Source organism: Amycolatopsis rifamycinica (assembly GCF_000695625.1).
Taxonomy (GTDB): Bacteria; Actinomycetota; Actinomycetes; order Mycobacteriales; family Pseudonocardiaceae; genus Amycolatopsis; species Amycolatopsis rifamycinica.
In genome coordinates this window covers 42215-66040 of the sequence record NZ_JMQI01000046.1, presented here as the reverse complement: position 1 = coordinate 66040, position 23826 = coordinate 42215, and the positions used below count along the sequence as shown (strand labels likewise).

The 23826-nt window shown below is 70.9% G+C and carries 17 protein-coding genes; 11 read left to right on the top strand and 6 right to left on the bottom strand.

Translation table 11 applies throughout. The features are described 5' to 3' along the window. The coding region (locus DV20_RS21645) for a TetR/AcrR family transcriptional regulator (protein ID WP_043783092.1) at positions 1-603 on the bottom strand (603 nt) is incomplete at its 3' end. Positions 604-778: 175 nt separating this feature from the next. Here DV20_RS21645 and DV20_RS21640 point away from each other — a divergent pair. Beyond that, positions 779-1960 (top strand): oxygenase MpaB family protein, encoded by a 1182-nt coding sequence (locus DV20_RS21640; protein WP_043783089.1) that lies wholly within the window; start codon positions 779-781, stop codon positions 1958-1960. A 21-nt stretch (positions 1961-1981) separates the two neighbouring features. Here the strand turns inward: DV20_RS21640 and DV20_RS21635 are convergent, their stop codons facing one another. The 5 genes from DV20_RS21635 to DV20_RS21615 all read right to left on the bottom strand — a co-directional run bounded on the left by DV20_RS21635 (position 1982) and on the right by DV20_RS21615 (position 8816). Further along, on the bottom strand, positions 1982-3826 hold the full coding sequence (locus tag DV20_RS21635; protein ID WP_043783087.1) for an RICIN domain-containing protein: 1845 nt from the start codon (positions 3824-3826) through the stop codon (positions 1982-1984). Between the two features lie 270 nt (positions 3827-4096). Then, on the bottom strand, positions 4097-5539 hold the full coding sequence (locus DV20_RS21630) for an arabinofuranosidase catalytic domain-containing protein (RefSeq protein ID WP_043783085.1): 1443 nt from the start codon (positions 5537-5539) through the stop codon (positions 4097-4099). Between the two features lie 32 nt (positions 5540-5571). After that, the gene (locus tag DV20_RS21625) at positions 5572-6600 is read right to left on the bottom strand and encodes a LacI family DNA-binding transcriptional regulator (RefSeq protein WP_043783083.1); all 1029 of its coding nucleotides are present in this window, start codon (positions 6598-6600) and stop codon (positions 5572-5574) included. A gap of 4 nt (positions 6601-6604) precedes the next feature. After that, positions 6605-7975, bottom strand: coding sequence for an RICIN domain-containing protein (locus DV20_RS21620; protein WP_051736084.1), 1371 nt, complete (start codon positions 7973-7975; stop codon positions 6605-6607). Between the two features lie 97 nt (positions 7976-8072). After that, entirely contained in the window at positions 8073-8816 is a 744-nt protein-coding gene (locus tag DV20_RS21615; RefSeq protein ID WP_235190909.1) for a FadR/GntR family transcriptional regulator, read from the bottom strand. A 372-nt stretch (positions 8817-9188) separates the two neighbouring features. On the opposite strand from DV20_RS21615, the gene DV20_RS21610 reads away from it, so the two are divergent. The 10 genes from DV20_RS21610 to DV20_RS46235 all read left to right on the top strand — a co-directional run bounded on the left by DV20_RS21610 (position 9189) and on the right by DV20_RS46235 (position 23794). Then, a complete protein-coding gene (locus tag DV20_RS21610; protein ID WP_043783079.1) occupies positions 9189-11546 on the top strand; it encodes an RICIN domain-containing protein in 2358 nt (785 codons plus the stop codon). Between the two features lie 19 nt (positions 11547-11565). Further along, positions 11566-13032 (top strand): arabinofuranosidase catalytic domain-containing protein, encoded by a 1467-nt coding sequence (locus DV20_RS21605; protein ID WP_043783078.1) that lies wholly within the window; start codon positions 11566-11568, stop codon positions 13030-13032. 11 nt (positions 13033-13043) lie between these two features. After that, positions 13044-15017 (top strand): alpha-L-fucosidase, encoded by a 1974-nt coding sequence (locus DV20_RS21600; RefSeq protein ID WP_043783076.1) that lies wholly within the window; start codon positions 13044-13046, stop codon positions 15015-15017. Between the two features lie 63 nt (positions 15018-15080). Then, positions 15081-16169: an SGNH/GDSL hydrolase family protein gene (locus tag DV20_RS21595; RefSeq protein ID WP_043783074.1), complete on the top strand. Its 1089-nt coding sequence runs from the start codon at positions 15081-15083 to the stop codon at positions 16167-16169. 154 nt (positions 16170-16323) lie between these two features. Then, positions 16324-17070, top strand: coding sequence for a GH12 family glycosyl hydrolase domain-containing protein (locus tag DV20_RS21590; protein WP_235190908.1), 747 nt, complete (start codon positions 16324-16326; stop codon positions 17068-17070). Positions 17071-17234: 164 nt separating this feature from the next. Then, positions 17235-18236 carry a cellulose binding domain-containing protein gene (locus DV20_RS21585; protein WP_043783070.1) on the top strand — a complete coding sequence of 334 codons (1002 nt, stop codon included), beginning with the start codon at positions 17235-17237 and terminating at the stop codon, positions 18234-18236. A gap of 37 nt (positions 18237-18273) precedes the next feature. Next, positions 18274-19671, top strand: coding sequence for an endo-1,4-beta-xylanase (locus DV20_RS21580; protein WP_200876472.1), 1398 nt, complete (start codon positions 18274-18276; stop codon positions 19669-19671). 59 nt (positions 19672-19730) lie between these two features. Further along, the gene (locus tag DV20_RS21575) at positions 19731-21062 is read left to right on the top strand and encodes a glycoside hydrolase family 43 protein (RefSeq protein ID WP_200876473.1); all 1332 of its coding nucleotides are present in this window, start codon (positions 19731-19733) and stop codon (positions 21060-21062) included. Positions 21063-21178: 116 nt separating this feature from the next. Further along, the gene (locus DV20_RS21570) at positions 21179-23179 is read left to right on the top strand and encodes a family 43 glycosylhydrolase (protein ID WP_235190907.1); all 2001 of its coding nucleotides are present in this window, start codon (positions 21179-21181) and stop codon (positions 23177-23179) included. A 171-nt stretch (positions 23180-23350) separates the two neighbouring features. Next, a complete protein-coding gene (locus DV20_RS46235; protein WP_084093593.1) occupies positions 23351-23794 on the top strand; it encodes a hypothetical protein in 444 nt (147 codons plus the stop codon). Positions 23795-23826: the final 32 nt, after the last annotated feature.

Below are 23826 nucleotides of genomic sequence, written 5' to 3'. Positions count from 1 at the left end.
CGGCGGGGCGGGGATCTCGACGAAGGGTGCGGGCGCCGCGGCGGGGTCGGCGGCGGCCACCCGCCGGGCGGCCGCCTGCAGCAGGTCTTCGACCCGGCGCTGGGCGATCGCGTTGTGGTGCGTCGTGATCGACCCGATGGCGCCCAGCGCCGCCACCGCCCGCAGGTGCTCGGCGGGCCCGGGGTGCTCACGCCGCACCGCCGCCGCCACGCGCTCGACGACGCGGGCGAACTTGGCCGCGAGCAGCCGCCGGTCGTCGCGCTCGAGGTAGCGGGCCTCCCACCGGTACACGCCGCCGGTCTCGCGGTGGGCGACGGTGACCCGGGTGACGGCGGCGAAGATCTCCGCCAGGGAGGCGTCCGGGGGCACTTCGGCGAGCGCCGCGACGAGCCGGTCCGCCATGACGTTCGCGCATTCGGCGAACAACGCGTACTTGTTCGGGAAGTGCCGGTACAGCGCGGCCGCGGTGATGCCCACCCGCGCCGCGATCTCCTCCATGGACGCCGCGTGGTAACCGCGCTCGCTGAACACCGCGGCGCCCGCCTCGACGATGAGCTGCCGCCGGTTGCGGGGCCGGACGGCCGCGGCCGGCTCGGCGGTCACCGGGGCCGCCGGGGCCGGGTGCGCGGGAATCGGGCCATGCGTGTCAGTCAACCACAGGCCCGCCGGGTCTTGCCGACGCGCGAGCCACCTTCTATGTTAATGAGGAATCTCTCCTCAAGCACCGCTCATCGTGAGTCTGACCGGCTACTACCTATCAAGGAAGCTAGGTAAGTAAATGAGCAATCTCAGCAGGAGGAACGTCCTTTCGCTCGGTGTCGCGCTGGGCATGGTGACCGCGGCGAACGCCGTCCCCGCGTGGGCGTCGACGGCCGGTGCCGACCCGTGGTGGGTCTGGGACGACGAGATCGACCGCCTGCTGGCGGAGCTCGTCGACGGCGGCCGGGTGCCCGCGGTCAACGCCGCGCTGCGGTCGTGGACGGACAACGCCGATCCGCTGCCGGCCGGCCTGCCCGCCGACCTCGCCGACTGGCTCCGGCGCGTCAACCGGCTGCCCTCCTGGGCCGACCCCGCCAAGCTGCGCCGCGCCGCCGACTTCAACCGGCGCAAGGACACCTACCTGTTCCTGCTCTACGGCTTGGGCAGCGGCATCATGAGCACGGTCATCCCGCGCGAAGCCCGGTCGGTCTACTGGTCCGCGGGCGGCGCCGACATGCAGGACCGCGCGGCCAAGACGTTCACCTTCGGCTACGACCTGAGCGAAGCCGGCGCGTTCGAGCCCTCCGGCCAGTTCGTCGTCACGGCCAACAAGACGCGCCTGGTGCACGCCGCCGTGCGCCACCTGCTGCCGCGGTCGGCGCACTGGCGGGCGGTCGCCGACGAACAGGTGCCGATCAGCAACGGCGACATCCTGGTCACCTTCCACAGCCTCGGCACCTTCGTGCACCGGAAGCTCAAGGACTGGCACGTCCCGATGTCCGCGGCGGACGAGGACGCCTTCCTGCACCAGTGGCAGGTCGCCATCCACCTCCTCGGCGTCCGGGACGAGTTCATCCCGCAGACCTGGGCCGCGGCGGACGCGCAGTCGGTCCAGGTGCTGACCCCGCTGCTCGCCCCGACACCCGAAGGCCAGGAACTCGCCGCGGACCTGCTCGGCCTGACCGCCCAGATCGACCTGGGCGTCACCCGCGGCTTCCTGAACGAATTCGTGCGGTACGTGCTCAGCGACGAGGTCGGCGACTGGCTCGGCCTGCCGCGCGACTACGCGGCGGCCACCCTGATCCGCACCGGGTGGCCCGCGTACATCGCCTTCCGGGAAGGCCTGCTGCCCATCGCCCCGGCGGGCTTCTACCTCTTCGACCAGTTCGTCCGCGCGCTCGCCATGCTGTTCCTCGACAAGGGGACGTCCCCGACGAGCACGCCCATCACGATCCCCACCGGAAACCGGCCCGGCGCCTGAGAAGGCGCCGGGCCGGAGCGATCAGGCCGGTCCCCGCCCCCACAGCCGCCAGGTCTGGTTCAACGGGCTGTTCTGCGTGACCGCCCGGCACGTCCACTGGATGACCTGGCCGCGCGCGGCCGTGGAAACCCCGCTGACGTCGACGCACTTGCCGCTGTGCCGGGCGACGAGCTGGTAGTCGTGGGCGTCGTTGCCGGCGTAGGTGACCCGGCGCGGCGTGAACTGCTGGTTCGTCGCGCCGTCGGCGCAGGTGCGCTGCTGGACGGCGGCGCCGTCGTCGGCCGAGGCACCGGCCACCTCCAGGCACTTGCCGCTCTGCTGGTTGACGACGGTGTACGTGCCCGCGGCGCCGGGCACCGGGCGGAAGTTCCACTGCTGACGGCCGTTGCCGTCGCAGAAGTCCTGCTGCTGCCGGTTGCCGTCCGCCGTGCCGGCGTCGGTGTTGTCCAGGCACAGCTGGGAATGCTGGGCGACGGCGACGGACTGGAAGCCGGCGTCCGACGGGGGCAGCAGGGTGACGGCGAACGCGTCGTCGATCGTCGTGTGCGGGAGGTCGACGGTCACGGCGTTGCCGGACACCGCCACCACGGAGTCCCGGATGGTGACCGGGCTCGCCACCGCGGCGCCGCCGTTGTACGGGATCCGCTGGACGACCACCCGCACCTGGTTGTTCTGGACCACGCCGGAGGTGGTGTCCAGGCGCTGCAGGGCGACCGCGACGTTCCCGGTCGTGCCGCCCCCGCCGACGAGGACCTTCGCCGCTCCGGCCGCCTTCGTGGCGAACGGGTCGTAGCCCGGGCTGGGCTTCGAGGCCACGATCTGCCCGGTCTGCGAGCCGTAGAAGCGGTAGGCCCACCACTCGCCCTTGGGCAGGTACCGGCCCGCGGAGTTGCGGACGAGCAGGTTCGCGAGGTCGTTGTGCAGGTTCCCGGCGCTCGCCCAGTTGGCGCGCAGCCCGTCGGCGCCCGCGCGCTCGAGCCGCGCGATGTACCAGGCACCGTCGCCGGGGTTCTGCTCGTTCGACGCCCCGTATTCGTTGATCTGGTAGGGCCGCGGGTGCGGGATGCCGCGCGAGCCGAGTGACGCGTCGGCCGCGGCGACGTTCGCCACCGGGTCCCCCGGCAGCGAGTGCCAGCTCACGATGTCCGGCACCGTGTTCGAGCCGCGCACGAAGTCCAGGTACTGCGTCCACCAGCTCGCCGAGGTCGACGGCACCCCGGCGAGGCTCGGGCCGACGATCGCGTGCGCCGGGAAGGCCGCTCGCACGCGCTGGTACGCGCGGCGCCACATTTCGAAGTACTGGCTCTGCGGCCGGTTCCAGAACAGCGAGATGTTGGGCTCGTTCCAGAGGTCCCACTCGACCGGGGCGCCCGTCGCCCGCACGTCGCCGATCAGCCGGGTGAGGAAGGCGTCGTAGTCGGACCAGTCGCCGTTGTCGCCGGGGAACCGCGAGATCGGGTAGCCGTCCGCGCCCCAGAGGTCGTGCACCAGCAGGACGAACTGGCCGCCGAGCGCGCGGGTGCGCAGCAGCTGGGCGCGAGTGGCGTTCCACCGCCGGTCGTACCGGCCCGATACCCAGCCGCCCGGGCTGTCCAGCTGCGCGCCGCCGGCCCGCATCGCCTGGAAGCGCACGTCCTGGAAGAAGTGGTCCGGCGGCGCCGCGGCGTTCTCGGTCATGCCGTAGATCCAGCCGGAAGCCCGGTACGTGGGCGAGCCGCCGACGGCGGAGAAGTCGACCGAGACCGACTCGTCCGCGGCCCGGGCCGGCGCGGTGAGTACCACGGCGGAGGCACCGGTCAGTGCCCCGGTGATCAGGAGGGCGGCCAGGCCGCGGCGGACGCGGGGCCGCTGGCGCGAGAGGTCCACTGACGACTCCTTTGGCGGTGGACGTGCGGAGGGCCGAGCGCCGTCATCGAACCGGTTCGACCACCAAGGACCGTACGCTGCAGGCAATTCACCGACAATCGGCCAAATGGAGGCGAACCGGTTCGCGGCGAGCCGACGGCCGGTTCACCGCAGCGAAAAGGGGCTTCCCTCGCGCCCACCCGCGAGGGAAGCCCCCCTTTGTCCGCCGCGTCCGCTCAGCGACACCCGGCCGGCTGTTCTCGAAGACTCCCTTCCATCCGCCGCGTCCGCTCAGCGGTATCCGGCGGCGACCACGTTCGCCTGCACCGCGTTCTCCGTCGCGTCCGACGGGTAGCCCGCCACCATCGCGCCTTCGTAGAACGTCCCCGCGCTCAGGTTCGCCCCGCCGCCGGGCTTGCAGCAGTCGCCGCCGCTGCCCAGGATGATCGCGCCCTGCTTCTTCATCGGGCTATAGCCGCCCGGCAGGCCGCCGTCCCACATGGTCGTGAGGCTGCCCGACTGGGCGTTGCTGCCCTTGAGCGCGAACCGGGACGTGCCGTTGTTCTTCAGCATCGCCGTGACGAACTTGCTCGGCAGCGCCCGCTGGTTCGGGTTCCACTGCTGGCTGCCGCCCGGGTACAGGCCCCACTCGAGGTCGGCCTGCACCCACGGGCCCGACCCCTGGCACCCGCCGAACCAGCACTCGGTGCCGAAGTTGATCGCGTCCATCGCGCCGGCCGCGTCGGCCTTCCTGGTCGTCTCGCTGTTGCCGTAGTCGAAGCAGCAGCCGCTGTTCACGTGCGTCCCGCTGGTCACCATGTACATGCCCTCGGGTGCGCTGCCGGTCGGCACGCCCGTCAGGTGCCCGTCGCGCCAATAGCTGTTGCCGGGGTTGATGTACAACGAGTACGCCTTCGACCCGCCGACCGTCAGGGACTCGGACGTCGCCTTCGCCGGGCTGCTCTGGCTGGACCCCGGGACGACGCTGGATCCCTGGTACCACAGGTCGTTCCCGCGCCCGGACTGGTCGTAGACCACCGTGATGACGCAGGAGGTGCCGGTGCAGAAGGAATCCTGGACGGCCGCGTCGGCCGTGCCGCCCGCCGCCCGGACGCCGATGTTCCTGGTCGTGTTGTCCGACGAACGCCGGACCTGGTACAGGTTGCCCGCGTACGTACCGTAGAGCGCCCGGACCGTGCTGTGCGCGGCGACGCACGGCGTGCCCCCGGACGCGTAGATGTCGCACGGCGCCGTGCCGGACGGCGTCGGCGGGGTGGACCCGGTGCTCCACCGCTGGTTGCTCTGGCCGTGGCAGGTCCACAGGACCACCGCGGTCCCGTTGGCGGTCCCGGCCCCGGTCACGTCGAGGCACAGCCCGGACTGGACACCGGTGATCGTCCCGTCGGCGTTCTGCCGCCACTGCTGGTTCGCCCCGCCGTGGCACGACCAGATGATGGCCGCCGTCCCGGGGGCCGTCCCGTTGCCGGAGGCGTCGACGCACCGCGTGCCGTTCACCGTGCGCAGCTCGCCCGCCGCGGTGAACTCGTACGCCTGCCCGGCCTGACCGCCGCAGTCCTGGATCTCCAGCGCCGTCCCCGGCGCGTCGGTCCCCCCTCTGACGGCCAGGCACCGTCCCGACGCCTCGCTCACCAGCGGTGCGGCCGCCGCCGAAGCCGGTACCGCCCCGGCCAGCGCCGTCACCACCATCGCGGCCACCACCAAGAACACGCGCACGATTCCTCCTCAGTCCTGGGCGGACAGTGCTCTCACGCCGACTTGCGCGGCACCAGTTCCGTGTCGAGCACCGTGCAGCGGCGCGGGGCCGCGCCGTCGATCATCGCCAGCAGCTCGGCGGTCATCCGGGCCCCCATCTCCTCCACCGGCTGGCGCACGGTGGTGAGCGGCGGGTCCGTCCAGCAGCTGATCGGCAGGTCGTCGAACCCGACCACGGCGACGTCCTCGGGCACCCGCCGGCCCGCGCGGCGGAGCGCGCGCAGCACCCCGACCGCCATCATGTCGGAGGCGGCGAAGATCCCGTCGACGTCCGGACGGCGGCTCAGCAGCCGGGCCGCCGCGTACTCGCCGGACGCCTGGCCGAAGTCGCCGCACACCACGAGGCTTTCGTCGTACCGGCCGGCCCGGGTCATCGCCTGCCGGTAGCCGAGCAGCCGGTCCACGCCCGCGGTCATGTCCTGCGGCCCGGCGACGGTCGCCACGGTCTGGCGGCCGCCGTCGAGCAGCCGCTGGGTCGCCAGCCGCGCCCCGCCCTGGTTGTCGGCGTCCACGTAGGGCAGCCGGCCCGTCCGCCCCGCCTGGACCGGCCGCCCGCCGAACACCACCGGGATGCCGAGCCAGTCGAGGTCGAGCGGGCGGCGGCCGTGCATGCCGACGACGAGCGCGCCGTCGACGTGCCCGCCGTCGAGGTACCGCACCACCGGCGACTGGTAGTCGTCGGTGGCCGGCACGGTGAGCAGCACCAGCTGCACCCCCACCGCGGTCAGCTCCCGGCCGACCCCCGCGGCGATCCGCGGGAAGTACGGATCGGTGAACAACCGCGGTACTTCCTCGCACACCACCAGGGCGATCGAGCCGGTGTGCCGCGCGCTGCTCGCCTTGGCGGCCCGCTGCCGGGCGTAGCCCAGCTTCAGCATCGCGGACTCCACCTGCTTGCGGCGTTCCGGGCTGACCCGCGGGAAGCCGTTCAGCACGCGGGAGGCCGTGGCGATCGACACCCCGGCCGCCCGCGCGACGTCGGCCAGCGTGGGCCGGAACCCGGACGGTTCGGCGACGGTCACGGGCTCAGGCACGCTGGAGCTGGAACCGCTGGTTGGGGTTCCCGGTGAACGTCCACTGGGAGATCCGCGCGCCGTCGGCGGTCGAAACGCCCCAGACGTCCAGCGCCAGTCCGCTCATCCGGTTGACCAGGCTCACCGCACCGCTGCCCTGGTCGACGACCCGCCACTGCTGCGCGGTGGCGTTGGTGTCGGCCTGCTGGCTGATGTCCGCGCCGGTGTTGGCGTTCGCCGCCTGGAGCACCAGCCCGCTGTGGCGTGCCCGGACCCGGTAGTAGCCGTCACCGGAATCGACGAAGTCGAACTGCTGGCTGAGCCCGCCGTTGGCCGGCTCCTGCTCGATGAGCGCGCCGGCCGCCGTCGAGGCGCCGGTGATCCCGACGAGCTTGTTGCTGTGCTGAGCCGTCAGCCGGTAGTTCACGCCGGTCTGGACCGGCGGCGTGGGCGGCGTGGTGGTGCCGAACTGCGTGATGAACTTCCACACCTCGCCCGAGGTCCAGGTCTGCCAGCCGCTGCCGCCGCCGTCCTTCGGGCCCGGGTCGTGGCCACCGTCGAAGGCGCCCCAGACGACCGGGTAGCCGGCCCGGCAACCGGAGTAGGCGGTGACGATGTGGGTCCGGCTGCCGGCGGCGGGCTCCGGCGGGTTCTGCGGCGTGCAGCCGTTGTTCCGGACGAACTGGTCGCGCAGTTGGCGACCGGAGGAGATGGGCAGGACGTTGTCGGCGATGCCGTGCATCCCGATGTAGGCGACGGGCTGGGTGCCGCCGCTGCAGCCGCTGAGGTTCGCCCCGGAGTAGACGGCGACCGCGCGGAACACCGTGGGCCGGGCGCAGGCGAGGGCGTAGCTCATGGCGCCGCCGTAGCTGAAGCCGCCGGCGAAGACCTGCGTGGTGTCGACGCACAGCGCGGCCTCGACCTGCCGCAGGAGGTCGTCGATGAAGGTGACGTCCTGGCCGCCGGGGTTGGCCCAGCCGTTGCCGTTGCCCTGGGGCGCCACGAAAATCGTGTTGTTGCCCGAGCTGTCGGCCAGCCGGCGGAGCCCGTAGTAGGACCAGTTGTAGCCGTCGGTCCCGCCCGAGTCGACGTCGTTCATCGTCCCGCCCCGCCAGTGGAGACCGACGAACAACCGGTAGGAGTGGTTGTTGTCGTAGTTGGCCGGGACGCGCAGGATGTAACTGCGGTTCTGGCCGCCGCTGGAAATCGTGTGGTTGCCGCTGGCCAGCCCGGGTGCCTTCCCGCACCCCGCGGTGCCGGCGGCCGCGGTGGCCGCGGTGGCCGGCACGTCCGCGCCGTCGGGGGCGGCCTGCGCGGTGCCGCTCACCCCCAGCGCGAGCACGGCTCCGATCACGGCGGAGGCGAACAGGGATCTCTTCACCATCACACGGCTCCCTCTGTCTACGGACGTCGTCGTCCTCCCGGGCCGGGGGAGATCCCGGGAGCGTAAGGGTCCACAATGGAACGTCTAGCGAGTGCGGTCACCGGCCGAAGAGCCGGCGCTGGATCTCCCGGCGGTAGTCCTCCAGGGTGTTGTCCAGGTGGACGCCGGCGGCGTGGGCCGCCGCGTCCGGGTCGCCGTCCCGGATCGCCCGGTAGATCGCGGCGTGTTCCTCGAGCGCGCCCTCCGCGTGCCCGCCGATCGCGCCGGACATCCCGATGATGTTCGACTGGCGTTGCAGGCGGCGGGCCTCGCGCACGGCCGCGACGAGGAACTGGTTGTGCGACGCGGCGGCGATCCCGGCGTGGAAGTCGTCGTCGCCCCGGTCGAACATCGAGGTCTGTCCCGTCAGGTGGCCGTGCCGGCAGGTTTCGGCGGCGGCCTCGATCGCGCGCAGCTCGGCGGGAGTGGCGTTGGCCGCCGCCAGCCTGCTCGCCGCCGTCTCCTGGATCCGGCGGAACTCGAAGAGCATGTAGACGTGGTCGAGATCGGCGGGCAGGAAGAACCCGCCCCACCGGGACTCGCCGAGCATGCCCTCGTCGTCGGAGACATACAGTCCACGTCCTTTGTGCGCTCGCACCCGGCCGATGGCCGAGAGGATCTTGACGGCCTCCCGCACCATGGTCCGGCTGGTTCCCATCCGCGCCGCCAGCTCGTTCTCGGTCGGCATCCGGTCGCCGGGCCGCAGCTCCAGCTCGGCGATCAGCCGAAGGATCTGCTCCGCCACCACTTCGTAGCCGGGGCGGTACGGGACAGGCGGTGCTATTTCCTCGTCTCGGGTCACGCTATGAGTATGACTCAGTGACTCCGGGCAGCACCTTACCTCGACAACCCACCACCCGGTCAATCTTTGTCAAAGCGGCCTGAAAATTACATCCTCCGTGCCCGGTGCGGCGGCGAGACGGAGCAATGAGACTGATCCTCGCTTGACGCCGGGCAGGCGCGCTGTTCTCATGGATCACCGACACCACAACGGAAAACCGGCCCGCAACCTCGAAACTTTCGAAAAATGCCGGCCCCTCGCCGCGCCGGATGAGTCGTACACATCCGACCCGTCCGCCGCCGACAACCGAGCGCCGAACACCGGCGTTCAGTCCACAGTGGACGGTTTGGCGCGCCCCCGGCCACCGGCCCGCCCCCGGAGAGGTCCCCGCCCATGCCGCCGCGCACCGCCGCCGCTGCGCTCGTCACCGCCCTCGTGGTGACCGCGCTCGTCACCCCGCCCGCCCACGCCGCGACCGTCACGATCGCCGTCGCCCCCGGCGGCGACGACGCGAATCCCGGCACGACCGACCGGCCGGTCGCCACCCCGGCGAAGGCCCAGCAGCTGGCCCGGGCCCAGTCGGCGGGCAACGACGTCGTCGTGCAGCTCGCGGGCGGCACCTACCGGCTGGCCGCCCCGCTGCGGTTCACCAGCGCCGACTCCGGGCAGAACGGCCACACCGTCACCTGGCAGGCCGCCCCCGGCCAGAAGCCGGTCCTCTCCGGCGGCAGCCAGGTCACCGGCTGGTCGGTGCAGGACGCGGGCCAGAACATCTGGGTGGCGCCGGTGCCGCAGGGCGCCGACTCCCGGCAGCTGTTCGTCGACGGCGCGCTCGCGCCCCGGGCGGGGATCCCGATCTCCCGTTCCGACGTGCAGTTCACCACCAGTGGGATGACCATCACGAACCCGTCGCTGAACTACCTGGCCACGCTGCCGCAGCAGAACCGGATCGAGGTGGAGAGCCAGAACTCCTTCACCGACCGGTACTCGCCCGTCGAGCGCGTCAGCGGCACGTCGATCGTCATGCAGCAGCCCGCGTGGAACAACAACAACTGGGGCTACGACACCCTCGCCAAGCCCTTCGGCGGGGGCCAGCTGTTCCTCGAGAACTCCTACTCCTTCCTCAAGACCACCGGCCAGTGGTACCTCGACCCGCAGGCCGGGAAGCTCTACTACAAGGCACCCGGTGGCTGGGTGCCCGGCAGCCACGACGTCGAGCTCCCGCGGCTGACGTCGCTGCTGCAGATCGGCGGCACCCTCGACGACCCGGTGCGCGGCATCGCCTTCAAGGGCCTGAACTTCGAGCACACCACCTGGCTCACGCCCAGCACGTCGGTCGGGTACGCCAACCAGCAGACCGGCACGTTCCTGCCGGCCGCGGCGCCGATGCCGGGTGACTTCCTCACGTCCTGCCAGTCGGGCTGCCGTCAGTTCGAGGGCGCCCGCAACAGCTGGGCCCAGGCACCCGCCGCCGTCCAGGTCTCGGCGGCCACCGGGATCACCTTCAGCGGCAACACCTTCACCCACCTCGGCCAGGTGGCCCTGGGCATCGGCAACGACGCGAACGCCCACGCCTCCGGCGTCGGGCTGGGCGCGTCGTCGATCACCGTGGACCACAACACCTTCACCGAGAACTCCGGCGGTGGCGTCGTCGTCGGCGGCGTGCGCCCCGACGCCCACCACCCGGCCAATCCCGCCATGACGAACCGGGACGTCACCATCTCGTACAACACGGTGAACCGGGTGGCCCTGGACTACCGGGAGATGGCCGGCATCCTCTCGACCTACGCGACGCACACCGTCATCACGCACAACGACGTCTCGAACCTCACCTACGACGGCATCGACGTCGGCTGGGGCTGGGGTGCCAACGACCAGGGCGGCAGCCAGGACTACCGCAACCGCGGCCTGTACGACTACCAGCCCGTCTACTCGACGCCGACGACGCTGCGGGACACCGTCGTCAGCTACAACCGGGTGCACGGCACGAAGAAGCTGATGCACGACGGCGGCAGCATCTACAACCTTTCGGCGAACCCGGGCAGCTCCATCGACCACAACTACGTCTACGACAACAACCGCACGGTCGGCCTCTACCTGGACGAAGGCTCCCGGTACGTCACGGTGTCGGCCAACGTGATCCAGGACTCCGGGGTCTGGGCCTTCACCAACGCCAACGGCAGCAACAACACCAACGACAACACCTTCAGCGGCAACTGGCTCAACGGCGGGGCGACCCAGGTGGCCACCGGGCCGCCGCACAACAACGTCCTGACCGGGAACGTGCAGGTCAGCGGCACGAACTGGCCGTCGGGCGCGCAGCAGGTCATCGCCGCCGCGGGCACCGGCGGGAGCAGCCCGGCCGCCTCGCCGGTCCGCGCGCTCGGCAAGTGCCTGGACGTCAGCGGCGCCAGCACCACCCCCGGCGCCCAGGTGCAGCTGTGGGACTGCCACGGCGGCACCAACCAGGCCTGGGCCCGGACCACCGCCGGCGAGCTGACCGTCTACAGCGGCGACAGCACCCGGTGCCTGGACGCCACCGGCCAGGGCACCACCCCGGGCACCAAGATCGTCACCTGGACCTGCAACGGCCAGGCCAACCAGCGGTGGCAGGTCAACGCGAACGGCAGCATCACCGGTGTCCAGTCGGGCCTCTGCCTGGACGTCACCGGCTCCGGGACCGCCAACGGCACCCCCGTCCAGCTGGCGACCTGCACCGGCGCGAACAACCAGAAGTGGACTCTCGGCTGACGAACAGAGGAGTTCGGCCATGGTCTTCCGCAAGCGTCCGTTGTTCAGAGCTCTGCAGGCCGCTGTGGCGGCCGTCGTCCTGGCCACCGGCGCGGTGGCCGCGACGGGCGCCGCGGCCCATGCCGCCACGCAGGAGGCGTGCGACCTCTACGCCGCCGGCGGTACCCCGTGCGTCACGGCGCACAGCACCACCCGCGCCCTCTTCGGCGCCTACAACGGCCCGCTGTACCAGATCCAGCGGGCCTCGGACCAGAAGTACCTCGACATCGGCCTGCTGGCCGCCGGCGGCGTCGCGGACTCGGCCCCGCAGGTCTCCTTCTGCGCCGGGACCCGGTGCACGGTCACGAAGATCTACGACCAGACCGCGAACCACAACGACCTGCCGATCTCGTGGGGCGGGTTCTGGAAGGGCCCCGGCCCGAACGGGTCGGACATCGGCGCGGACGCGATGGCGCTGCCGGTGACCGTCGGCGGGCACCCGGTGTACGGCATCAAGGTCACGCAGGGTGTCGGCTACCGGATCGACAACGCCAGGAACGTGCCGGTCGGGGCGCAGCCGGAGGGGATCTACATGATCACCTCGTCGAACTACGTCAACCAGTGGTGCTGCTTCGACTACGGCAGCGGCGAGATCTCCCACAACGACACCGGCAACGCCACCATGAACGCCATCTACTGGGGCACCGCCTGCTGGTTCAACGGCTGCACCGGCACCGGGCCGTGGGTCGAGGCCGACCTCGAGAACGGCATGTACCACACCGGAACCGGGTCCAACAAGGATCCGAACAACCCCGGCGTGCACCACCCGTTCGTCAGCGCCTGGGAGAAGAACAACGGCACCAGCAACTTCACCCTGAAGTACGGTGACGCCACCACCGGCGGCCTCACCACGCCGTACTCCGGCGGGCTGCCGCGCGGCTACTCGCCCATGAAGCTGGAGCCGTCCATCCTGCTGGGCACCGGGGGCGACAACAGCAACTCCGGCGTCGGCGAGTTCTTCGAGGGGGCCGTGACCAGCGGTTTCCCGACGGACGCCACGGAGAACGCGGTGCAGGCCAGCATCACCGCCGCCGGCTACGGCGGCGGAGGCAGCACGAACACCGGCGCCCTGCGCGCGGCGGGTGCGAACAAGTGCCTGGACGTCAACGGGATCAGCACCAACCCCGGCACCGCGGTGCAGATCTGGGACTGCAACGGCGGCACCAACCAGACGTGGACCCGCGGCGGCAGCGGCGAGCTGACCGTCTACAACGGCACGCGGTGCCTGGACGCCAACGCCCAGGGCACCAGCCCCGGCACCAAGATCATCATCTGGAACTGCAACGGGCAGAACAACCAGCACTGGACGTTCAACGCCAACGGCACCATCACCGGTGTCCAGTCCGGGCTGTGCCTGGACGTCACCGGGTCCGGGACCGCCAACGGCACCCCCGTCCAGCTGGCCACGTGCACCGGCGCGAACAACCAGAAGTGGTCCCTGAGCTGAAAGGCCCCGCCATGTCCCCGTTCGAGCTGTCGAGGCGCCGGCTGATCGTGGTGGCCGGCGCCGCCGCGGCCGCCGGCGTGGTCCGCGTCCCCGCCGGATGGGCCACCGAAGGACCCGGCGGTTACACGCCGAGCTGGTCGTCGGTCGACCAGCACCCGCCCGCGCCGGAGTGGTTCCAGGACGCCAAGTTCGGCATCTACTACCACTGGGGCGTGTTCAGCGTCCCGGCGTTCGGCAACGAGTGGTACCCGCGGAACATGTACATCGCCGGGTCCAGCGAGAACAACCACCACAAGCAGGTGTTCGGCGATCCGTCGGCGTGGCCGTACCAGAACTTCATCAACGGCGCCCGCGACAAGGCGGGCAACTGGGTGCAGTTCGCGCCGAAGCTCAAGTCCGCGGGCGGCAACTTCGACCCGGCCGAGTGGGCGCAGCTCTTCGCCGACGCCGGGGCGAAGTTCGCCGGCCCGGTCGCCGAGCACCACGACGGTTACTCGATGTGGAACAGCAGTGCCAACGAGTGGAACTCGGTCAAGACCGGGCCCAAGCTCGACCTGCTCCGGCTGCACGCGGACGCCATCCGCGCGAAGGGCCTCAAGCTGCTGACGGCGCTGCACCACGCGTACCACTTCACCGGGTACTACGACCACGTGCCGAACCAGCCCACCGAGTCGCTGCGCCGGCTGTTCGGCCAGAACGGCCGGACCGCGGAGAACCAGCTCTGGTTCGACAAGCTCCGGGAGGTCGTCGACGGCTACCAGCCCGACCTCGTGTACCAGGACTTCAACCTCAGCCAGGTCGACGAGGCACAGCGGCTGAACTTCCTGGCGCGCTACTACAACCAGGCGGTCGCCTGGAACAAGGACGTGGTGGCCACCTACAAGGACGGCTTCGACAACCGCGGGGAGGTCTTCGACTTCGAACGCGGCGGGCCGGGCGACCTGATGAGCCCCTACTGGATGACCGACGACAGCATCTCCAGCTCCAGCTGGTGCTACACCACCGGCATCGGCTACTACTCGATGAAGGCCATCCTGCACTCCCTGCTCGACCGGGTCAGCAAGAACGGCACCATGCTGCTGAACATCGCCCCGATGGCCGACGGCACCATCCCGGCCGGCCAGCGCTCGGTCCTGCTCGGCATCGGCAGCTACCTCAAGCGGTTCGGCGAGTCCGTGTACGGGACCCGCGCGTGGGCCGTGTACGGCGAGGGGCCGACGAAGATGGGCGGCGGCTCGTTCACCACCCCGGTGGAGGGCACCAGGACCGACGTCCGGTTCACCCGCAGCAAGGACGGCACCGTGCTGTACGCGACCGTGCTGGGCTGGCCCGGGAGCACCTTCCCCATCACGACACTCGGCGCCAACCGGATCAACCTGGGCAACCTCGTGTCGGCGCAGCTGCTCGGCCCGGACGCCGGCACCGCCACCACCCTGCCGGCTCCCGTCCAGGACGCCTCCGCGCTGCGGGTGCAGCTGCCGTCGGCCACCCCGCCGTTCGACGCGCCGGCGTACGTGGTGAAACTGACCTTCTCCGGCCAGATCCCCACGCCCGGTTCCGGTCCCCTGCCGGCCGGCTGGGCCCGGATCGCCAACGTCGCGACCGGTCTCGTGCTGGACGGCGGCGGCACCGTCGCCGCCGGTTCCCCGCTCAAGCAGTGGAACTGGGACGGCAGCACGAACCTGCAGTGGCAGCTGACCGACGCGGGCGGCGGGTACGTCCGGATCGTCAACCGCACCAACGGGATGGTCGCCGACAGCCGCGGCAACACCGCCAACGGCGCCACCTGCGCGCAGACGGCGTGGACCGGCGCCACCAGCCAGCAGTGGAAGCCGACGAGCCTGGGCAACGGCCGGTACCAGATCGTCAACCGGGCCACCGGCACGGCGCTCGACGGCATGGGCAGCACCACCGCCGGCTCCAGTGTGGGCCTGTGGACGCCCAACGGCAGCACGAACAACCAGTGGACCATCACCGGCGTGTGACGGCCCGGGCCCAGGGCACTTTCACGGGAAAGTGCCCTCGCGGGGGGAACCGAAAGGAGCACCATGCGCACGAAACTCAGGTGGCTCGCCGCGGCGGCGGCCCTGCTCACCGGCGTCCTGCTCCCGGCCGCCCCGGCCGCGGCCGAATCGAACGGCGGGGTCCGCGTCATGCCCCTCGGCGATTCCATCACCGAAGGCACGCAGGTCCCCGGCGGGTACCGGATCGGGCTCTGGCAGCGGGTCACCGCGGGTGGGTACCAGGTGGACTTCGTGGGCTCGCAGGCCAACGGCCCGGCCTCGCTCGGCGACCACGACCACGAAGGACACCCGGGGTGGCGCATCGACCAGATCGACGCGAACATCGCCGGCTGGCTGCGCACGAGCACCCCGCACACGGTCCTGCTGCACATCGGCACCAACGACATCCTGCAGAACCACGACGTCGCGGGTGCCCCCGCCCGCCTGTCGGCCCTGGTCGACCACATCACCGGGGCGGTACCGGACGCCGAGGTCTTCGTCGCGACGATCATCCCGATGGGGAACAGCGGCCAGGAAGCCGCCGGCCGCACCTTCAACGCCACGATCCCCGGCATGGTGCAGAGCAAGCAGAACGCCGGCAAGCACGTGCACCTGGTCGACATGCACGCCGCGCTGACGGCCGCCGACCTGATCGACGGCGTCCACCCCACGGCCGCCGGCTACGACAAGATGGCCGGGACGTGGTTCACCGCGCTGAAGTCGGTGCCGGGCAGCATCGGCACCCCGGGGACGTCCGCGGCGAGGCAGCTCGTCGGTGCGCAGTCCGGCCGGTGCGCGGACGTGCCGGGTTCCGCCGACGGCACCGCGGTGCAGCTGCAGGACTGCGCCGGAGCGCCCTGGACACCCAGCGGCAACCAGCTGACCGCCTTCGGGTCGAAGTGCCTGGACGCGTCCGGGCGGGGCACGGCCGACGGCACCCCGGTGATCATCTGGACCTGCTCCGGCCAGGCCAACCAGCAGTGGACCGTCGGCGCCGACGGCACGATCACCGGCGTGCAGTCCGGCCGGTGCCTCGACGCGACCGGGCAGGGCACCGCCGCCGGCACCAAGCTGATCCTGTGGACCTGCAACGGGCAGCCGAACCAGAAATGGACGCTGCGGGCCGCGTCCTGACCGGGAGCGCTCTCATTTCACGGCCCAAGAAGAACGCACTCCGAAAATCGATCACCGAGAACCTCTTTGCACCAGCGCGTCGCTGTGGTTACATCGATACCACTTCAGATTGAGAGCGCTCCCAGAAAACGCCACAACGACGTGGAGGAGACCGATGAAACTGAGGAACGCCTTGTCCGCGGCGCTGCTCGCCGCGGCCGGGCTCGCGGCGCCGGTCGCCGTCGCCCCGGCCGCGCACGCGGACACCCTGATCTGCGACCAGTACGGCACGACCACCATCGGCGGCCGGTACGTCGTGATGAACAACCGGTGGGGCAGCAGTGCACAGCAGTGCATCAACGTCACCGGCAGCGGCTTCCGCATCCAGACCCAGCAGGGCTCCACCAGCGGCGGCGCGCCGTTGTCCTACCCGGCGGTCTACCTCGGGTGCCACTACTCGAACTGCTCCCCCGGCTCGCCCCTGCCCCGGCAGCTCAGCCGGATCGGCAGCGTGCCGTCTTCGATCTCCTACACCTACGCCGGCGGCGTCTTCGACGCCTCCTACGACATCTGGCTGGACCCGACGCCGAAGACCAACGGGGTCAACCAGATGGAGATCATGATCTGGTTCAACCGCACCGGCGGCGTGCAGCCGGTCGGCGGCCGGGTCGGCACCACCAGCATCGGCGGCCGCGGCTGGGAAGTGTGGCAGGGGAACAACGGCGGCAACGACGTGGTGTCCTACGTGGCCCAGTCCACCCTCTCGGGCTGGTCGTTCAACGTGCTGGACTTCGTCAACGACGTCGACAACCGCACGCGCGTCGACCGCTCCTGGTACCTCACGAGCGTCCAGGCCGGGTTCGAGCCGTGGAGCGGCGGCGTCGGCCTCGCGGTCAACTCGTTCTCCACGAGCGTGAACTAGGGCAGGCGGCCGGGCGTCCTCCCGACGCCCGGCCGCTCGCCGCGCCGGGATGTTAGCGCTAACGTGATTCAGCGCGAATTCCCGGAAACCGCACGGCTGAAAGTTTCCCGAAGCAGGCGAAATGAAATTTACACCCGGATCCGCAGCCTCCTAAGGATTCACCGATGAAACTCGCCACTGTCTTCGCCGGCGTGCTGACGGCCTGCGCCGCGCTGTTCGTCGCTCCCGCGGCGGCGGAAAGCGCGACCGCGGTGCCGGTCATGCCGCTGGGGGACTCGATCACCCAGGGCGGCTCGATCGGCGGCTACCGCCTCGACCTCGGCGCGAAGCTGCGGGCCGACGGGCGCTCGATCGACTTCGTCGGCTCGCTGGCCGACGGGCCGTCGAGCATGCCCGACCGCAACCACGAAGGCCACCCGGGCTGGACCATCGCCCAGGTCGACGGATCGGTCACCGGGTGGCTGAACACCTACCGCCCCCGCACGATCCTGCTCCACATCGGCACCAACGACATGTACGGCAGCGACCCGGCCGGCGCGCCGCGGCGGCTGTCGGCCCTGGTCGACCGGATCACGAACCTGGCCCCGGACGCCGACGTCTTCGTCGCCACCATCATCCCGATCCGGTTCGCCGACCAGACCGTCCGCACGTTCAACGCGGCGATCGCGCCCGACATGCGGGCCAAGGCCGCCGCCGGCAAGCGCGTGCACCTGGTCGACATGTACCCCGCGGTCGCCATCGCCGACCTGCCCGACGGCATCCACCCCAACGCGGCGGGCTACAGCAAGATGGCCACCACCTGGTACAACGCGCTCAAGGCGGTACCGGGCAGCATCGGCGGGGACCCGCAGCCCCCGGCCGGGGACGGCCCGTGCACCGCGACGCCGCGGGTCGTGGGCACCTGGAACGGCGGCTTCCAGGGCGAAGTGACCGTCGCGAACACCGGCACGGCCGCGCTCGACGGCTGGACCGTGCGGTTCACCCTGCCCGGCGGCCAGAGCGTCGGCCAGGTCTGGGGCGGTACGGCGAGCGGCACCAGCCCGGTCACCGTGAAGAACGTCGCCTACAACGGCGCCCTCGGCGCCGGCGCCACCACGACCTTCGGCTTCCTCGCGTCCGGCTCCGGCGCGCCGAGCCTCTCCACCGTCACCTGTACCAGCCCGTGACGGGGCACCCCGTCCCCCACGAAACGAAGGTGTGAACATGAAAACGACATCGCGGTCCTTCACCCGCGCCGCACTGGCCTCGGCCTTCCTCGCGACGTCGCTCGGCGTCTCGCTGGTGCTCGCCACGTCCGCCGACGGCGCGGCCTCGACGCTCGGCGCGGCCGCGGCCCAGTCGGGCCGGTACTTCGGTACCGCCGTCGCCGCGGGCAAGCTCGGCGACTCGACCTACGTGAACATCCTCAACCGGGAGTTCAACATGGTCACCGCCGAGAACGAGATGAAGTGGGACGCCACCGAGCCCAACCGCGGGCAGTTCAACTACAGCGGCGGCGACCGGATCCTCAACCACGCCGTGAGCAACGGCAAGCGGGTGCGCGGGCACGCGCTGCTGTGGTACCAGCAGGAACCGGGCTGGGCGCAGCGGATGGAAGGCTCCGACCTGCGCCAGGCCATGATGAACCACGTCACCCAGGTCGCCACCCACTACAAGGGCAAGGTCTACGCCTGGGACGTCGTCAACGAGGCGTTCGCCGACGGCGGCAGCGGCGGCCGTCGCGACTCCAACCTGCAGCGCACCGGCAACGACTGGATCGAGGCCGCCTTCCGCGCCGCGCGGGCCGCCGACCCCGGCGCGAAGCTCTGCTACAACGACTACAACACCGACGGCGTCAACGCCAAGAGCACCGGCATCTACAACATGGTCCGCGACTTCAAGTCCCGCGGCGTCCCGATCGACTGCGTCGGCTTCCAGTCCCACCTCACCAATTCCGCGCCGGGTGACTACCAGGCCAACCTGCAGCGGTTCGCCGACCTCGGCGTCGAAGTCCAGATCACCGAGCTCGACATCTCCGGCAGCAACCAGGCCAACGCCTACGCCGCGGTGACCCGCGCCTGCCTGGCCGTCGCCCGCTGCGCCGGCATCACCACCTGGGGCATCCGCGACACCGACTCCTGGCGCACCGGGGCGAACCCGCTGCTGTTCGACGGCAACGGGAACAAGAAGCCCGCCTACAACAGCGTTCTCGACGCCTTGAACTCCGCCACCCCGACCACGCCCACCACGCCGACCACCCCGACGACTCCCACCACTCCGACCACGCCCACGACGCCGACCACCCCGACGACCCCGACCACGCCGAACCCGGGCGGCTGCACCGCTTCGATCTCGCTGAACTCCTGGAACGGCGGGTTCGTGGCCACGGTGAAGGTCACCGCGGGCGGCACCGGCCTCACCGGCTGGCGGGTGACGACGGACCTGCCCGGCGGCGCGGCCGTGACCAGCTCCTGGAGTGCCACCAACAGCGGCACCAGCGGCAGTGTCACCTGGTCCAACGTCTCCTACAACGGCAACGTCGCGGCCGGGCAGTCGACCGAGTTCGGCTTCCAGGGCACCGGCAGTGCCGAGGGCATCACGTCGACCTGCGCAGCGAGCTGACCCGCTACCCCGACGAAGGAGAGACCACCGTGCACCACCGAAAGCGCGTGCTCGCCTGGATGACCGCGGCCCTGTGCGCGATGGCGCTCCTGCCCGGCACCGCGCACGCCGACAACCCGATCGTGCAGCACATCTACACCGCCGACCCGGCCCCGCTGGTGCACAACGGCCGCGTCTACCTCTACACCGGCCACGACGAGGACGGCTCGACCTACTTCACCATGAAGGACTGGCGGGTCTGGTCGTCCGCGGACATGGTCAACTGGACCGACCACGGCTCCCCGATGAGCCTGGCGACGTTCAGCTGGGCCAAACAGGACGCGTGGGCGGGGCAGGCGGTCGAGCGCAACGGCAAGTTCTACTGGTACGTCCCGGTGGTCAACCGGGCGACCGGCCGGATGGCCATCGGCGTCGGCGTCGCGGACAGCCCCACCGGGCCGTTCCGCGACGCCATCGGCCACCCGCTCGTCGAGAACGGCGAGATCGACCCCACGGTGTTCATCGACGACAACGGCCAGGCGTACCTGTACTGGGGCAACCCCAACCTGTCGTACGTGCGGCTCAACACCGACATGACGTCGTACTCGGGCGGGATCACCCAGATCCCGCTCACCACGGCCGGGTTCGGCACGCGACCCAACGGCGGCAGCCGCCCGACGCTCTACGAAGAAGGCCCCTGGGTCTACAAGCGCAACGGCACGTACTACAACGTGTTCGCGGCCAAGTGCTGCTCGGAGTTCATCGCCTACTCCACCTCGCCCGGCCCCACCGGGCCGTGGACCTACCGCGGCACGGTGATGCCGACGCAGGGCAGCAGTTTCACCAACCACCCCGGGATCGTCGACTACAAGGGCAGCTCGTACTTCTTCTACCACAACGGCGCCCTGCCGGGCGGGGGCGGCTACACCCGCTCGGTGTCGGTGGAGAAGTTCGCCTACAACGCCGACGGCAGCATCCCCACCATCACCATGACCACCGGCGGGCCGCCGCCTGCCGACACGCTGAACCCCTTCGTCCGGCAGGAAGCGGAGACGATCAACTGGGAGTCGGGCATCGAGACCGAGCCGGCGTCCGAAGGCGGCATGAACATCGGCTGGATCGAGAACGGCGACAACGTCAAGGTCCGCAACGTCGCTTTCGGCGCGGGCGCGAAGACGTTCACCGCCCGGGTCGCCTCGGCGAGCTCCGGCGGCACGATCGAGGTGCGGCTGGGCAGCGCCACCGGCACCGTCGTGGGCCGCTGCACGGTGCCCGGCACCGGCGGCTGGCAGACGTGGACGTCGGTTTCCTGCCCGGTCAGCGGCGTGACGGGCACGCAGGACCTGGTCCTGCGGTTCACCGGCGGCAGCGGCTACCTGTTCAACGTGAACTGGTGGCAGTTCTCCGCCTGATCCCCTCCCCCTGAAGGAAAACCATGTCCCCACCCCGCCCGGCCCCGGCGCCTTCCCGGTGGCCGGGCGGGTTCACCCGCACCAACTCCCCCTGCTGACCGGAAAGGACACACGTGGTGTCACGACGACGATCACGGGCGGCCGTCTCGGCCCTGCTCGCCGCGACCGGCCTCGCCGGCGCCGTCCTGGTGGCGACCCCGGCCGCGCACGCCGCGGCCGGGTGCTCCGTCACCTACACGAAGACCTCCGAATGGCAGGGCGGCTTCGGCGCGTCCGTGTCGGTCACCAACCTCGGTGACGCGCTCAACGGGTGGACGCTGGACTGGTCGTTCGCCGACGGCCAGCAGGTCGGCCAGCACTGGAACGCGACCATCACCCAGGCCGGAACGCAGGTCAGCGCGAAGAACGTCACCTACAACGCCGCCCTGCCCACCGGCGGGAAGGCGGAGTTCGGCTTCAACGGCTCGTTCACCTCGGCCAACCCGGTCCCGGCGGAGTTCCGGCTCAACGGCACCGTGTGCACCGGGGGCGTCGAGCCCACGACCCCGACCACGCCGACCACTCCCACCACGCCGACGACACCCAGCACGCCGACCACCACGACCACCCCGAACCAGCCGTCGACGTTCACCAACCCCGTGCTGTGGCAGGACTTCGCCGACGTCGACATCATCCGCGTCGGCAACGCCTACTACTACTCCGCCTCGACCATGCACTACTCCCCCGGCGCGCCGATCCTGCGCTCCTACGACCTGGTGAACTGGGAGTTCGCCGGCCACTCAGTGCCCAAGCTGGACTTCGGCGCGAAGTACGACATGAGCGGCGGGCGCGGGTACGTGCGCGGTATCTGGGCGTCGTTCTTCAACCACCGCGCCAGCAACGACACGTACTACTGGGGCGGTTGTATCGACTTCGCCAAGACCTACATCTACACCGCCACCGCCGTGGACGGCACCTGGTCGAAGCACACGACGATCGACAAGTGCTACTACGACGCCGGCATGCTGGTGGACGACGACGACACGATGTACGTCGCCTACGGCAACACCACCCTCAGCGTCGCCCAGCTCTCCAAGGACGGGAAGACCGAAGTCCGCTCGCAGCAGGTGTTCCAGACGCCGTCGAACATCGGCACGCTCGAGGGCTCCCGGTTCTACAAGCGGAACGGCAGCTACTACATCTTCGTGACGCGCCCGGCCAACGGCCAGTACATCCTCAAGGCGAGCAGCCCCTGGGGGCCGTACACGATCCAGCAGGTGCTGCTGGACCTGCCGGGCCCGATCTCCGGCGGAGGCGTCCCGCACCAGGGCGGGCTGGTGCAGACGCAGAACGGCGACTGGTACTACCTGGCCTTCGTCGACGCCTACCCCGGCGGCCGCGTCCCGGCGCTGGCCCCGGTCACCTGGACGGCCGACGGCTGGCCGCGGCTGCAGACGGTCAACGGCCGCTGGGGCACGACGTACCCGAAGCCGAACCTGCCGCCACCACCCCGGCAGGTCGAGCCGATGACCGGCACCGACACCTTCCCGGGTCCGGCGCTGAGTCCGCAGTGGGAGTGGAACCACAACCCCGACACCACGAAGTTCTCGGTCGGCAACGGGCTCAAGCTGTCCACCGCGACGGTGACCAACGACCTGTATTCCGCCCGCAACACCGTGACCCGCCGGATCCAGGGCCCGTCCTCCACGGCCACCGCCACGCTCGACCTGACGTCGATGCGCGACGGCGACCGCACCGGCCTGGCGATGCTGCGCGACTCGTCGGCGTACATCGGCGTCAAACGCGACAGCGGCCGCAACCGGATCGTCATGGTCAACGGGCTGACCATGGACAGCAACTGGAACACCACCGGCACCGGAACGGAGGTGGCGAGCGCCGCCCTCTCCGGCAGCAAGATCTGGCTGCGCGTCAACGCGGACATCCGTCCGGGCAGTGGCCGCCAGGCCCGGTTCTCCTACAGCACCGACGGCGTGACCTTCACCCCGCTGGGCACGGCGTTCACGCTGAACAACGCCTGGCAGTTCTTCATGGGCTACCGCTTCGCCGTCTTCAACCACGCCACCCAGGCGCTCGGCGGCGCGGTCACCCTCCAGCGGTTCGACCTGACGACGCCGTAGCCGGCGCGTCGCGGCGCCCGGTTCCTCCGGCGGAACCGGGCGCCGCGCCGTGCCCGGGCACCACCACGGAGATCCGGCACCGTGCGGCATACTCCGGACCATGCCGACCGTGCCGACGACCTCGCTGCGCGAGGCGCCGGCGCCGGACCACGGCGAGCACGCGGAAGCGGCATGACCGGCCACCGGCTCCTGGAGGTCCTCCGCGAGCACCAGGCGACGTACGTGGCCGAGACGGACAGCTGGCGGCTCGGCGGGTCCACCTGGCGGGCGACCGTGATCGTCGCCCCGGGGCGCTGGCTCGGCCTGGAGTTCGAGGCCCGCGACCCGGCGACGGGACGGAGCGCCACGTACGACATCGACACCGACCTGTACGACATCTCGCAGGAGGCACAGCGCGAATTCGCGGCCGGGATCGAACGCGACATCATCGAATTCCTCGGCCACCTGAGAACGGGAGCGGTCCTGCGCGGCCACGCCGGGACGAAGTTCGTGCTGGTGTTCCCGCTGGACGGTGCCTACGTCCGCGTCGTCAAGGGCCGCTTCCTGACCAGGGCTTCGACGCACTCCGACCGCACCACGGCCCAGACCGGCGGCGGCTACGTCCCGGTGGACTGAGCCCGCCGCGAGCGCGGTGCTCACCGTGCCGC